This window comes from Kiloniella sp. EL199 (assembly GCF_900313065.1).
In the GTDB taxonomy this organism is placed as follows: domain Bacteria; phylum Pseudomonadota; class Alphaproteobacteria; order Kiloniellales; family Kiloniellaceae; genus Kiloniella.
Genome location: NZ_OMPU01000004.1, coordinates 221,874 through 234,433 on the forward strand (window position 1 = coordinate 221,874; position 12,560 = coordinate 234,433).

Genomic DNA, 12,560 nt, shown 5'->3' on the forward strand with positions numbered 1-12,560 from the left:
TTTATTGACCACACCGAAATAATTCCCGATATTATCATCAACAAAAACGGGCGATTTAAGATCTCAAGATCTATATATTGTCAAAATAACAAAGGCTTGAAAGTTGGATCAAGAGCAGAGTAGCGGAAATATTTTTGAATTAGATCAACGATTAAAAGGATCTAATCAAAGTAATATGAGAGCTTACAATGAACGCTTGGTACTTTCGCTTGTTCGCCGACACGGGCAGTTACCCAAGATGAAAATCGCGCAAATGACGGGATTATCTGCACAAACGATATCTGTCATCATGCGATCATTGGAAGCCGATGGTTTGCTTATAAAGGGTGAGCCTGTACGCGGAAAAGTGGGTCAACCCTCGGTCCCCCTCTCTCTTAATCCTGATGGTGTGTTTTTTTTAGGGCTGAAGATTGGACGACGTAGCTCTGAACTCATACTTGTCGATTTTTTAGGCCAGGTGAAGAAAAGAACTATCCATACCTACCTCTTTCCTGAACCTGATGACATTGAAAAGTTTGCTCTTAGATCAATTAAGAAATTCGAAACTGATTTAGGAAAAACAGCATCCAAAATTTCCGGTCTCGGAATCGCAATGCCATTTGAATTATGGAACTGGGCTGAAGCTATAGGCACCTCAATTGACAAGATGGAAAGTTGGAAAACATATGACATACAGAACATATTAAGTAACAGCTGTTCCTATCCTGTTTATTTACAAAATGATGCAACAGCAGCCTGTGGTGCTGAACTGGCTTTTGGTACAAACCAAAACAAGCGCGATTTTGCATACTTCTATATCGGTACTTTTATCGGTGGTGGTCTCGTTATTAACGGTAGCCTTTTTATTGGGAAGCATGGAAACGCCGGGGCCTTAGGCTCTATGCTGATCAGCGACAAGGCTGGTTATACCAGACAGCTTATTGACGAAGCCTCAATCGTCACCTTTGAAAAACAGTTACTAGAAGATGATGTTGATCCCTCTCCACTCTGGAACAGGGAAAATGGCTGGCAAGATTTCAATGAGAAAATTGCCCCCTGGATAGAACGTGTTGCAAATTGCCTTGCTCAGGCAATTATTTCAACGACAGCACTGATCGATCAGGAAACAACAGTAATTGATGGCGCTTTTCCAAAACACGTACGCCGTCGCATTGTAGAAGCCACCCGAGAAGCCATTAAAAATTATAATCAACAAGGGATCAAACTTCCAATGGTCAGTGAAGGATCACTCGGAACAGTGGCCCGCGCCTTGGGTGGAGCAAGCCTTCCCTTGTTTGATCACTACCTTGTTGATCAAAATATATCTCTTAATCAATAGCTCTTTAAAACATGCGAGAATTAAAGAAAATGCAACGTTCAGAAATCAATGAAATCCTTGCTCAGTCAGATAGTTTCATCAAATCACATGGCTACATTCTGCCTCCCTTTGCGTACTTTACCCCCCAAGACATGCAAAACCGTAAGAAAGAGCTAACAGGCATTACAAAAGCCCGAATGGGATGGGATATTACAGATTATGGTCAGGGAAAATTTGATGAATTGGGATTATTCCTCTTTACGGTCAGAAACGGATTTGCAGAAGATCTGGAAACCGGAAAAGGCATGCTGTATGCGGAAAAAATCATGATTTCCCGCAAAGATCAGATTTCCCCTATGCATCGACATAATATCAAAGCGGAAGATATTATTAACCGGGGTGGTGGTGATCTGGTACTTGAGCTTTTTATGTCTAATCCCAATGGTGACATTGATGAAGAAGCCGAAGTTGTCGTGCCCTGTGATGGTATTAACAGAAAACTTAAAGCTGGTGGCCTTTTAAAATTGGCACCGGGCGAGAGCGTTACCCTTCTGCCCGGTGTTTGGCATGCTTTTTGGGGTGAAAGAGCAGATGTTCTCATCGGTGAAGTCTCAACAGTGAATGATGACCTTACAGATAATGTCTTTCGGGATAAAATAGGTCGTTTCTCTCAAATAGAAGAAAACGAACCTCCCAAACACCTGTTGGTTTCTGACTACGATAAATGGATGAAATAACCCATGATTATTTGTTGTGGCGAAGCTCTCATTGACATGTTGCCAATAGAAATTTCTTCGCAAAAAGAAACCGCCTATCAGCCAGTTTCAGGTGGCGCAATCTTCAATACTGCCATCGCCTTGGGGCGTTTGGGGATTAAAACAGGCTATTGTGGTGGCATTTCGACAGACCTCTTTGGAGAACAAATCTGTCAATCACTTGCGGAATCAAATGTTGATTACAGCTTTTCCTATCGACAAACGGCGCCGACAACCTTGTCATTTGTAAAGTTTAAAGATGGGCAGGCCAGTTATGCCTTTTACGATGAAAATACCGCGGGAAAACTATTCCAAAGAAACAACATAAAAGAAGTACCTGCGGATGTAGAAGCCTTCCATTTCGGAGCTATCAGCCTCATTCAAGAGCCTTGCGGAACAGTTTTTGAAGACCTTGTTACCTCAGCAAAAGAAAGCTGCGTACTGTCTTTTGACCCCAATATTCGGACAAGTTTCATAACTGATTCTGATGGATATCGTCAACGTATCCATCGATTGCTATCAATAAGCGATATTATCAAAGTCTCAGACGAAGACCTGTCATGGCTTTCACCAGAGACTAAACCAAAGGATTTTGCACGACAGCAATTGCAACGTGGCGCATCAATCGTACTTTTTACCGAAGGTTCACAAGGGGCAACTGCCTATAGTAAGAATTCAACCCTAAAACTGAGGAGTAAAAAGGTTGAGGTAAAAGACACTATTGGCGCCGGAGACAGCTTCAATGCAGGTTTCCTCTCAAGTCTAAGTGAGCAAGCCCTCCTGTCGAAATCGTGTTTGAGGGATTTGACTGAACAGCAACTATCTATCGCATTAGATAAAGCCAACCGGGTCGCCGCCTTTACGGTTACACAAAATGGTGCTGTACCTCCCTGGACCGAAGAGCTTTCCTCAATAGCATATATAAACTAAGAGAGCGGGTTTGCGCTCTCGTTATCAACAAAGAGCTGGACACGTTCGCTGGCAAAGTGAGTAATACCAAACTGTATCGCTTTGCCAGTGGCATCCACATCAACACTTTCAGTAATCAGAACAGGTTTGTTTTTAGCCTGTTGCAGTAATTCTGCTGTACGTTTGCTTGGCATCTGCGCCGTAATTCTCGTATTTTTACGGGTGTAATCATTTAATCCGAAATGTTTAAAAGCCTCTGTCAGAGATTTTGTTTCAGCAAAGACCGTCTCAATCCCCTTGAAACGGAGCGCTGGCAAGTAACTGATTGAGTGGGCGAGCGCGACACCATCTGCATGACTAACAGCTTCGAGCTTGATTATTTTTTCATCTCTGGCAACCATCAATCTTTTTGCAACATGTTTCGTTGCCTTTTCCTTTTTACTACTTAACAGTGTTTTATCTGGCAAGCGATGGCGCCCTGAGACGATTTGTGAAAAGCGGGTTCGACTTCCCAAGGTATAGTCCATCAGATTTTCCTGAACAAAGGTTCCCCGCCCTTGTTCAACACGCATTACATTATCTTCTGTAAGGGCCGCAATCGCGCTGCGTACCGTATGGCGATTTACACCAAATCTTTTTGCCAGTTCATTTTCAGTTGGCAACTTATCACCGGGCTTAAACACACCCGCTGTAATATCCTGAAGCAAAAGACGCCCAATCTGCTTCCAGATTGCTTCACCCTTTTCCCACTCCATTTTATTGTCCTTTAAAGTTCATAAAACTTTCATCAGTCGTCAATTGTCTTCGTTAACTCTACATTCTATAAACTAAAAAGGTATAGACGTCTAGACAAATATATCATTTGTCGAAAGGAGATAAAAGTGGCCGATGTTTCGAGACAGTTAGATCAGAAAGATACTAATAGCGAGAGGCAGAAATGGTTGTCTGTTCTGGCTCGTTGCTCATTGAACGATCTACAACAACGTTGGGATAAGCTGACAAAGTCAGAAGCTGACTTAAGTAACCTTCCCTATCGTTTCCTCCGTAAAGCTGAAACCGGACTAGTTATGGTTCGTGGAAGAGCCGGTGGTGACGGTCAACAATTTAACTTAGGTGAAGTATCTGTAACTCGCTGCACTGTGTGCCTTGATAGCGACCATATTGGATACGCTTATATCCGCGGCCGAGATCATAAAAAAGCTGAACTGATTGCTGTACTGGATGCCCTGCTCCAAACCAATCGCTGGTCTAAAAAAATACGAAATACTTTCGTCACACCTCTGGCTTCTCTTCAACAAAAAGTAAAGCAAGATCGTAAATCACAGATTGCAACCTCCAAGGTTGATTTCTTTACAATGGTACGAGGAGAAGACGCGTGATAAACTCCCAAACAAACTCCCTTTCTGCGCAAGATATTGGCCAAACAACTCTTCCGGGTTTTCATAACCCTGTTTTTGATGCTACGGCCGTTTTCAGAACCGTTCTGGATGCGATGTCACGCCCTGGCGCCATCATAAAAATTCCTCTTACCTGTGAAAGCCCAAATAAGCTGAATTCATCTGCAGCCTCGATACTTTTGGCTCTCGCAGATATGGACACCACTGTCTGGTTATCTCCGGAAACAGAATGCTCTGATGTCGCAGATTATTTGCGCTTTCATACCGGATGTACCCTGAAAAAAAACACGAGTCATTGTGATTTTGCCGTTATCAATGGCCTTGAAGATTCTGATCTTGTTATGAATTTGCCAATTGGTTCAACAGAATACCCAGATCGTTCCGCAACACTTATCATTACCGTTGATCATTTCAATGCAGAACAAAAAGCTGTGTTAAGTGGTCCAGGTATAAAAACGACAAGTAATCTGTCTCCATCCCCCCTCAATCCAAAATTTTGGGGATGGATGAAGGAGAATAGGAACACCTTCCCTTGCGGTGTTGATGTCATCTTTGCCTCTCCCACCCATATTTGCGCCCTTCCACGTTCTTCAGAAATGGACATTTAAAATGTATGTAGCTGTAAAAGGTGGCGAGAAAGCGATCAAAAACGCCCACCGTCTTCTCGCAGAAAAACGACGCGGCCCAAAAGAAATACCTGAGCTTTCAATTGCACAGATAAAAGAACAACTCAGCTTGTCTGTATCTCGTGTCATGGCAGAAGGATCATTGTTTGATGAAGATCTCGCTGCTTTGGCTATCAAACAGGCACGTGGAGACTTGATTGAAGCTATTTTCTTAATTCGTGCTTATAGAACAACACTACCACGCTTGGCCTATAGTCTTCCGATCAGAACGGACAGAATGACCGTCGAACGCCGAGTTTCCGCGACATATAAAGACTTGCCCGGTGGGCAAATCCTAGGCCCTACCTTTGATTACACACACAGACTTCTTGATTTTGATTTGATGGAAACGGGTGATGGTAACCTATCAGAAAAGAGTGAACCAGATACTGGGGAATCACAAGATAGCAAAGCATCCGAGACAGAAATGCCACGGGTCTTGGGCGGTCTTTTAAATAACGAAGGTCTTATTCAGGCAGAAAAACTTCCCGAAAACGAAGAAGAACATCCTGTTGGGGATTTAACCCGCGAACCACTTGAATTTCCAGTAGATCGCGACCAAAGGTTACAAAACCTTGCGCGGGGAGATGAAGGTTTCATCCTGTCACTTGGCTATTCAACGCAACGCGGATACGCCCGAAATCACGCCTTTGTCGGCGAGATTAGACTGGGGACTGTTTCAATCGAAATCCTGCCTCCTGAACTAGGATTTACGATTGATATCGGCGATCTGGAAATAACCGAATGCGAAACCGTTAACCAGTTTCAAGGATCAAAAACAGAACCACCACAATTTACACGTGGATACGGTCTGGTTTTTGGGCAAAACGAGCGAAAAGCTATTTCAATGGCGCTAGTCGATCGTGCTCTACGCGCAAAGGAAATGGGCGAAGATATTGTTGCCCCGGCACAAGATGAAGAATTCGTTATGTCCCATAGCGATAATATTCAGGCAACGGGTTTTGTCGAACATATCAAGCTCCCTCATTACGTGGATTTTCAGGCCGAGCTGGGACTGGTTCGTCGCATGCGCGAAGAACAACAGGACGCACATCAACAACAGGCACAACCACAACAGGCGGCAGAGTAAAACAATGTCTCAAAGTACAACTGCATCGTCCTATAATTACGCATATCTGGACGAACAAACTAAACGCATGATCCGCCGGGCGCTTCTGAAAGCTGTGGCTATTCCGGGTTATCAGGTTCCTTTTGCCGGACGAGAAATGCCGATGCCTTATGGTTGGGGAACAGGTGGCGTACAGGTGACAGCAACTGTCATTGGGCCGTCGGATACATTAAAAGTAATCGACCAAGGCAGTGACGATACAACAAACGCTGTAAGTATCAGACAGTTTTTTGAAAAGACTGCAAATATTGATACGACTGAAAAAACCAAGGACGCAACAGTTATCCAAACCAGACACAGAATTCCCGAAGAAACTCTGACTGACGGACAAATTCTGGTTTATCAGGTGCCAATTCCCGAACCACTGCGCTTTCTGGAGCCAAGAGAAACAGAAACCCGCAAAATGCATGCACTGGAAGAATATGGCCTGATGCATGTAAAGCTGTACGAAGACATTTCACGCCACGGACATATCGCCACAACCTATGCCTATCCAGTAAAGGTCAATGATCGCTATGTCATGGACCCTTCCCCGACACCAAAGTTTGACAACCCCAAAATGGATAACTGCGCAGCCCTGCAGCTTTTCGGTGCTGGTCGAGAAAAACGAATTTACGCCATCCCGCCTTATACCAAGGTACAAAGTCTGGATTTTGAAGATCATCCCTTTGAAATTCAATCCTGGGATGAAGACTGTGCCCTGTGCGGATCCAAAGATAGCTTCCTGGATGAGGTCATTCTGGATGACAAAGGCAACCGTATGTTTGTCTGTTCCGACAGCGATTATTGCCAGAGTAGAAGGGATGATTCTATATCCCCGCCAGTGGAACACACACTCGCCCAAGCTGCCCAGATGCAATCAGTAAATTCAGAGGCATCAAAATGACTTCCTTAAATCAAACTCTATCACCTGAACAAGCACTCTTGAGTGTTAAAGACCTAACTATGATGTATGGCAGCAGGATCGGATGTCAGGCCATATCATTTGACCTCCGTCCTGGCGAAGTTCTTGGGATTGTTGGTGAATCTGGATCAGGAAAATCTACCTTACTCAATTGTATTTCCGCACAGCTGAAACCAACTTTTGGTTCCGTTAGCTATCATACACGTCATGATGGATCACAGGATCTTTTTGAAGATATGAGCGAACCAGAACGTCGTTTTCTTATGCGAACAGACTGGGCCTTTGTTCATCAAAATCCTCGTGACGGCCTTAGAATGGGTGTCAGTGCAGGTGCAAACATTGGTGAAAGACTGATGGCTGTTGGTTGGCGTCACTATGGAAATATTCGCCATACTGCAACGGATTGGCTCGGCAAGGTCGAAATATCTACAGAACGTCTGGATGACCTGCCTTCAACTTTTTCCGGTGGTATGCAACAAAGACTGCAAATTGCCCGAAATCTTGTGACGGCACCTCGGCTGGTGTTTATGGATGAACCGACTGGCGGTCTGGATGTTTCTGTACAGGCAAAGCTTCTTGATTTGCTACGTGGTCTTGTACAGAATCTCGGGCTTTCTGTTGTTATCGTCACCCATGACCTCGCCGTTGCCCGACTATTATCCCATCGTCTTATGGTGATGAAAAGCGGACACGTCGTTGAAAGTGGTCTGACAGATCAAGTTCTTGACGACCCTCAAGACCCATACACACAGCTTCTTGTTTCATCGATATTGCAATCTTAAGGACATGAATATGTCAAAAATGATTAACGTGGAAAATGTCGCAAAACATTTTACTCTCCACAATCAGTCAAGCATGACCATCCCGGTATTCGAAGGTATTTCCTTCTTTTTAAATCAGGGAGAATGCGTTGCGTTAACGGGTGAATCAGGTTCAGGCAAGAGTACTTTTATGCGCATGCTATATGCCAACTACATATGCAACAAAGGTAGTATTCATATCCGCCACAATAATCAACTGGTTGATATAGCCACGGCAGACCCACATCAAATTCTGGATGTAAGAAAGCGTACCCTTGGTTACGTCAGCCAGTTCTTGCGCGTTATTCCAAGGGTCCCAACGATCGAAATCGTTGCCGAGCCATTGATTGCTCTGGGACAGGATAAAGAACTGGCCATTGCAAAGGCGCAAGATATTCTGACCCGTTTGAGAATACCGGAACGTTTGTGGAGTTTATCGCCCTTGACGTTTTCTGGTGGTGAGCAGCAGCGTGTCAATATTGCCCGTGGATTTATCGCAGATTATCCAATTCTGCTGCTTGATGAACCAACAGCTTCTCTTGATGCCGTGAACAGACAAACCGTCCTTGATCTTATCGAACAGGCAAAAAGTAGAGGTTGCGCTATTCTCGGCATTTTCCACGATCAGGAAGCCAGAGAAGCAGTCTGTTCCAGAACCTTTGATGTCACCCAATTCCAGAGTGTTGAGAGATGAATGAAAAAGTATTCACCAATGCAAAAATAGTTCTGGCGAACGAAGTCGTTTATGGATCATTAAAAATTGCCAATGGCAAGATTGAAGATATCTCGACAAGAAATACATCCATATCCAGTGCGCTGGATATGGATGGCGATCTCTTGCTTCCTGGACTGGTAGAACTGCACACTGATAACCTTGAAAAACACATGACCCCTCGTCCCAAGACTGAGTGGCCATCCGTTGCAGCTGTCGTCAGTCATGATAGCCAAGTTGCAAGTGCGGGGATAACAACTGTCTTTGATGCCATTGCAGTGGGCGATGTAAACGAAGGAAGTAGCCGGGTTAAACGACTGGAAGAAATGGTCGGTAGTTTAATCCACGCTAATCGCGAGAACCTGTTACGTGCTGACCATCTTATACACTTACGGTGTGAAGTCAGTTACGCCGACATGGCCCCGGCTTTGGACAAGTTGTCTCAGAATAATCTAGTACGCATGTTGTCGGTCATGGATCATACGCCCGGGCAAAGACAGTTTGTTTCCCTTGATGCCTATTATATTTATTATCAGGGAAAATATGGCCTTAGTGACGGAGAAATGGAAAAATTCATATCTGAAAGGCGACTGGACCAGGAAAAATACAGCCAAAAGAACCGTAAACACGTTGTCGGCACAGCCCATGACAAAGGTTTTGCCCTTGCCAGTCATGATGATGCCACTGAAACGCATGTGGAAGAAGCCGTATCTGATGGTATGACGGTTGCAGAATTTCCTACCACACTCGAAGCAGCCAGAAGTTCACATAATTCAGGTTTGGCGGTAATGATGGGCGGCCCCAATGTGGTTCGGGGAAAATCTCATTCAGGTAACGTTTCAGCAGGCGAACTGGCTAAAGAAGGATATCTGGATATAATCTCTAGCGATTACGTTCCTCATAGCCTGTTACACGCCGCTATGTTGCTCTATGAAGATTTTGACGCCTACGATCTTCCCAAATCCATTCAAACAGTCACCAAGACACCAGCTGAACGCGTTGGCTTAACTGATCGAGGCGAGATCGCCTTGGGAAAACGTGCAGATCTTATTCATGTCCATCACTCGCACCACCACCCTGTTGTAAGAGGGGTATGGCGCGAAGGAAACAGGGTTTCTTAAAATGGAAACAGGTTGGCTTTATCTTGTTGTAGGACCAAGCGGTGCGGGCAAGGACACTTTGCTTGATGCCGCGCGTCAACGCTTTGGTAATACTACAAGCGTCATTTTTCCAAGACGATCAATTACCCGCCCCCAAAATGCTGGTGGTGAAAATCATCTGGGTCTCTCGGTCGAAGAGTTTACTCGTAAAAAACGGGCGGGTATCTTTGCCCTTTCGTGGGATGCGCACGACTTAAAATATGGTATTCCCAGATCGATCAATGACGAATTGTCCGAAGGCAAATGCGTCGTTGTCAATGTGTCTCGAAGCGTTTTAAACGAAGCACGTAATGAATATCCAAACCTCAGAATTATCTCGATCACAGTTGATCCCGATATTCTTTCTCAGCGATTACACGCTCGTGGCCGGGAAGGTGCAGCCGATATTCAAAGAAGGCTTGACCGCGCCAAATCATATCGCGTACGAGGCGATGATGTAATTGAAATCGATAATAGCGGTGCGCTTGAAGAGGCCATTACAAACTTTGTTATGGCGATTGAAAATCCCTATTTACAGACCAATCATCCCTATCGCTATACTGAATCGCCAACACTTCAAGGTTAATTCTAGTCAGCTGATAGCTGAAAGTTTGTAACGGGAGATTTCTTCAAATTTCCCACCTTGCCCGGGGTCGCCAAAAAGGGCGATTTCATCAATGACAAAGGGTTCATTACACAAACCTTCGCAGTGCTTTTCAAGTATTGCCTGATATTTGATCAGGTCCATTCCCTCAAGCTTGTCACTCAATGTCAGATGAAAACGGAACTCTTCCATCACAAAAGGGTATCCCCACCTTAGCAGCAGCTGTTCCTGAATCGTTGTCAGGCCAGTTTGCCGCCGTCGATCAAGCTCTTGTTTGTCAGGTGCCAATCTAAAATTGTCTAAAGCTCTCATACATTGTTCTGCTAAATCCGGAACTTGACTTTCCGGGTCATCAGGGACAAGCGCAAGAAAACGACCTATGGACCTTATGGAAAGAGGTCCGCAAATAATCGGCCGAACTTTGGTAACAAAAGACTTAAGAGATTTATCTAAAGAATCTAAATTACGATTTTTCCGTAACTTAAAAGGTGATCTTAATGTTCCATGAAAAGAATATCGTCCAGATCCTTGTGTGATATTCTCAATCTCTTGAGCGTTCATCCCCTCAACATTCGGCCTTGGAATATCTTCGTGAGAAACAGGATTAAAACCAAACCAGGCATTACCAAATTGCCCCAGCTTACTATCAAATCGCGGTGCATAATAAATGGCATATCGTTCGTGGATCATCATTTATCCCTACAATTCTGGTTATAGTTCAGGATCATATTTCAAACAAAATTCATCAATCGTAAGTTTTCTGAAATCGTTTAACCGATCAGTCAAAAGAAAATGATCCCAATCCCACCATTTGATACGCAAGAGTGCTTTTTGGATAGGTAACTCAAACCGTGACCGAATTTCCATCGCCGGAACACCGGCGACAATTGAATAGGGCGCAACATCTTTGGTTACAACCGCCCCTGAACCAATTACAGAACCAGTGCCGATGTGAACGCCACCTTTGACAATTGCGCCATGACCAATCCAGACATCATGATCAATATGGACAAGAGATGAACGGCGCCAATCAAAAAAATTGACATCATCATCCCCCATATCATAGGCATCACTTCGATATTGAAAATGGTGCATGCTTGCCCGGTCCATAGGATGTTGCCCAGGATTAAGCCGGACAAAAGCGGCAATATTTACAAACTTACCTATCTGGCTGTATATAATATCGCTGTTATTCACGACATAGCTATAGTCATCCAGCCTGCTTTCAACAATCTTGGTCCCCTCCCCAACCTCAGTCCATTGCCCCAAATGGCTATCCAATACGACAGCACTATCAGAAATGGTCGGCTGTTCGGAAAGTTGTTTTTTAGTATGAGATTGGGTTTGGAAATACATCTTAGATAACCAGTTTTCTTAAGCGCTGTGACAGAATATCCAACAGGCTAACCGAGATGATAATCAGAATGATAACGGCTGCAGTTTCGGCATAATAAAAACCACGAATGTTTTCCCACAGGACCATACCAATCCCACCAGCACCAACAATACCAAGAACTGTTGCGGAACGAACATTGGATTCAAAACGATACAGTGAGTAAGAAATCCAGAGCGGGAGAACCTGGGGTATAACACCAAATATAACTTCCTGCAGACCTGTTGCACCTGTTGCTCTAATTCCTTCTACAGGACTTGGATCAATCGCTTCTACAGCTTCCGAGAACAGCTTGGCCAAAACACCTGTTGTATGAATCCACAAGGCAAGAACACCCGCAAATGGCCCTAGACCGACAGCAACAACAAACAGCATGGCAAATACCATTTCATTGATCGCACGGGCAGCATCCATAAGACGACGTACAGGCTGAAAAACCCACCATGGAACAATGTTTTCCGAACACAAAATGCCAAACGGTATTGAACAGACAATACTGAGTGCTGTTCCCCAGATAGCGATCTGAATAGTAATCCAGATTTCTTCAAGATACATTTTCCACTGCGACATATCCGGTGGGAAGAAACCAGACGCAAACTGGCTCATGTTTTCTGCATTTTCAATCAGATCCCAAGGCCGCATATCGGCCCCTTCCCATGACAGCGCAAGTAATGCAAAAAAGACAGCCCACATAATTAGGCTACCAATGGACCGCTTCAAATCATGAGCAGGAATTTCGATGGATTTTTGAGTTTCTGAAAGATTAGACATCGGAAAAAAATCTTTTATTAATGAAGGGAATAACTGTTCTTAAGGAACAGAAAAACGGTGCTCAACAAGAGCACCGTTTTTGTAT

Annotated in this window: 15 protein-coding genes; 11 read left to right on the forward strand and 4 right to left on the reverse strand. The window is 44.3% G+C overall.

Annotated features, from left to right (window positions below):
• Positions 1-175: 175 nt before the first annotated feature.
• Genes D9A03_RS01690 through D9A03_RS01700 form a run of 3 tightly spaced genes read left to right on the forward strand, consistent with a single transcriptional unit; the run spans position 176 to position 2,982 of the window.
• A complete protein-coding gene (locus D9A03_RS01690; RefSeq protein WP_120495504.1) occupies positions 176-1,318 on the forward strand; it encodes an ROK family transcriptional regulator in 1,143 nt (380 codons plus the stop codon).
• 29 nt (positions 1,319-1,347) lie between these two features.
• On the forward strand, positions 1,348-2,034 hold the full coding sequence (locus D9A03_RS01695; protein ID WP_120495505.1) for a D-lyxose/D-mannose family sugar isomerase: 687 nt from the start codon (positions 1,348-1,350) through the stop codon (positions 2,032-2,034).
• Positions 2,035-2,037: 3 nt separating this feature from the next.
• The gene (locus D9A03_RS01700; RefSeq protein WP_120495506.1) at positions 2,038-2,982 is read left to right on the forward strand and encodes a carbohydrate kinase; all 945 of its coding nucleotides are present in this window, start codon (positions 2,038-2,040) and stop codon (positions 2,980-2,982) included.
• Here D9A03_RS01700 and phnF read toward each other — a convergent pair.
• A complete protein-coding gene (gene phnF, locus D9A03_RS01705) occupies positions 2,979-3,716 on the reverse strand; it encodes a phosphonate metabolism transcriptional regulator PhnF (RefSeq protein ID WP_120495507.1) in 738 nt (245 codons plus the stop codon). The two genes, D9A03_RS01700 and phnF, sit on opposite strands and share 4 nt — an antisense overlap.
• Positions 3,717-3,842: 126 nt before the next feature.
• Here phnF and phnG point away from each other — a divergent pair, with 126 nt between their 5' ends.
• The 8 genes from phnG to phnN are packed head-to-tail and all read left to right on the forward strand — an operon-like array spanning position 3,843 to position 10,293.
• The gene (phnG, locus tag D9A03_RS01710) at positions 3,843-4,340 is read left to right on the forward strand and encodes a phosphonate C-P lyase system protein PhnG (protein ID WP_120495508.1); all 498 of its coding nucleotides are present in this window, start codon (positions 3,843-3,845) and stop codon (positions 4,338-4,340) included.
• Complete coding sequence (gene phnH / locus D9A03_RS01715; protein ID WP_120495509.1) at positions 4,337-4,966, forward strand: phosphonate C-P lyase system protein PhnH; 630 nt, start codon at positions 4,337-4,339, stop codon at positions 4,964-4,966. The genes phnG and phnH overlap by 4 nt, the downstream gene beginning before the upstream one ends.
• Position 4,967: 1 nt before the next feature.
• Entirely contained in the window at positions 4,968-6,113 is a 1,146-nt protein-coding gene (locus D9A03_RS01720; RefSeq protein ID WP_120495510.1) for a carbon-phosphorus lyase complex subunit PhnI, read from the forward strand.
• 4 nt (positions 6,114-6,117) lie between these two features.
• Complete coding sequence (locus tag D9A03_RS01725) at positions 6,118-7,038, forward strand: alpha-D-ribose 1-methylphosphonate 5-phosphate C-P-lyase PhnJ (protein ID WP_120495511.1); 921 nt, start codon at positions 6,118-6,120, stop codon at positions 7,036-7,038.
• Complete coding sequence (gene phnK / locus D9A03_RS01730) at positions 7,035-7,838, forward strand: phosphonate C-P lyase system protein PhnK (RefSeq protein WP_120495512.1); 804 nt, start codon at positions 7,035-7,037, stop codon at positions 7,836-7,838. Before D9A03_RS01725 ends, phnK begins: the two co-directional genes overlap by 4 nt.
• A gap of 10 nt (positions 7,839-7,848) precedes the next feature.
• Positions 7,849-8,550, forward strand: a complete 702-nt coding sequence (phnL, locus tag D9A03_RS01735) for a phosphonate C-P lyase system protein PhnL (RefSeq protein ID WP_216825351.1) — start codon at positions 7,849-7,851, stop codon at positions 8,548-8,550.
• Positions 8,547-9,689 (forward strand): alpha-D-ribose 1-methylphosphonate 5-triphosphate diphosphatase, encoded by a 1,143-nt coding sequence (locus D9A03_RS01740; protein ID WP_120495513.1) that lies wholly within the window; start codon positions 8,547-8,549, stop codon positions 9,687-9,689. Before phnL ends, D9A03_RS01740 begins: the two co-directional genes overlap by 4 nt.
• Before the next feature lies 1 nt (position 9,690).
• Complete coding sequence (phnN, locus tag D9A03_RS01745) at positions 9,691-10,293, forward strand: phosphonate metabolism protein/1,5-bisphosphokinase (PRPP-forming) PhnN (RefSeq protein WP_120495514.1); 603 nt, start codon at positions 9,691-9,693, stop codon at positions 10,291-10,293.
• Between the two features lie 6 nt (positions 10,294-10,299).
• Here the strand turns inward: phnN and D9A03_RS01750 are convergent, their stop codons facing one another.
• Genes D9A03_RS01750 through phnE form a run of 3 tightly spaced genes read right to left on the reverse strand, consistent with a single transcriptional unit; the run spans position 10,300 to position 12,475 of the window.
• Positions 10,300-11,001, reverse strand: coding sequence for a DUF1045 domain-containing protein (locus D9A03_RS01750; protein WP_162937919.1), 702 nt, complete (start codon positions 10,999-11,001; stop codon positions 10,300-10,302).
• Between the two features lie 21 nt (positions 11,002-11,022).
• Positions 11,023-11,667: a chloramphenicol acetyltransferase gene (locus tag D9A03_RS01755; protein WP_120495516.1), complete on the reverse strand. Its 645-nt coding sequence runs from the start codon at positions 11,665-11,667 to the stop codon at positions 11,023-11,025.
• A 1-nt stretch (position 11,668) separates the two neighbouring features.
• Complete coding sequence (gene phnE, locus D9A03_RS01760) at positions 11,669-12,475, reverse strand: phosphonate ABC transporter, permease protein PhnE (protein ID WP_120495517.1); 807 nt, start codon at positions 12,473-12,475, stop codon at positions 11,669-11,671.
• Positions 12,476-12,560: the final 85 nt, after the last annotated feature.

What these genes read in the sequence shown, in the direction of transcription:
- D9A03_RS01690 (WP_120495504.1), top strand. Translation starts at nt 176, where the DNA reads ATGAGAGCTTACAATGAACGCTTGGTACTTTCGCTTGTTCGCCGACAC.
- D9A03_RS01695 (WP_120495505.1), top strand. Translation starts at nt 1,348, where the DNA reads ATGCAACGTTCAGAAATCAATGAAATCCTTGCTCAGTCAGATAGTTTC.
- D9A03_RS01700 (WP_120495506.1), top strand. Translation starts at nt 2,038, where the DNA reads ATGATTATTTGTTGTGGCGAAGCTCTCATTGACATGTTGCCAATAGAA.
- phnF (WP_120495507.1), bottom strand. Translation starts at nt 3,716, where the DNA reads ATGGAGTGGGAAAAGGGTGAAGCAATCTGGAAGCAGATTGGGCGTCTT.
- D9A03_RS01720 (WP_120495510.1), top strand. Translation starts at nt 4,968, where the DNA reads ATGTATGTAGCTGTAAAAGGTGGCGAGAAAGCGATCAAAAACGCCCAC.
- D9A03_RS01725 (WP_120495511.1), top strand. Translation starts at nt 6,118, where the DNA reads ATGTCTCAAAGTACAACTGCATCGTCCTATAATTACGCATATCTGGAC.
- phnK (WP_120495512.1), top strand. Translation starts at nt 7,035, where the DNA reads ATGACTTCCTTAAATCAAACTCTATCACCTGAACAAGCACTCTTGAGT.
- phnL (WP_216825351.1), top strand. Translation starts at nt 7,849, where the DNA reads ATGTCAAAAATGATTAACGTGGAAAATGTCGCAAAACATTTTACTCTC.
- D9A03_RS01740 (WP_120495513.1), top strand. Translation starts at nt 8,547, where the DNA reads ATGAATGAAAAAGTATTCACCAATGCAAAAATAGTTCTGGCGAACGAA.
- phnN (WP_120495514.1), top strand. Translation starts at nt 9,691, where the DNA reads ATGGAAACAGGTTGGCTTTATCTTGTTGTAGGACCAAGCGGTGCGGGC.
- D9A03_RS01750 (WP_162937919.1), bottom strand. Translation starts at nt 11,001, where the DNA reads ATGATCCACGAACGATATGCCATTTATTATGCACCGCGATTTGATAGT.
- D9A03_RS01755 (WP_120495516.1), bottom strand. Translation starts at nt 11,667, where the DNA reads ATGTATTTCCAAACCCAATCTCATACTAAAAAACAACTTTCCGAACAG.
- phnE (WP_120495517.1), bottom strand. Translation starts at nt 12,475, where the DNA reads ATGTCTAATCTTTCAGAAACTCAAAAATCCATCGAAATTCCTGCTCAT.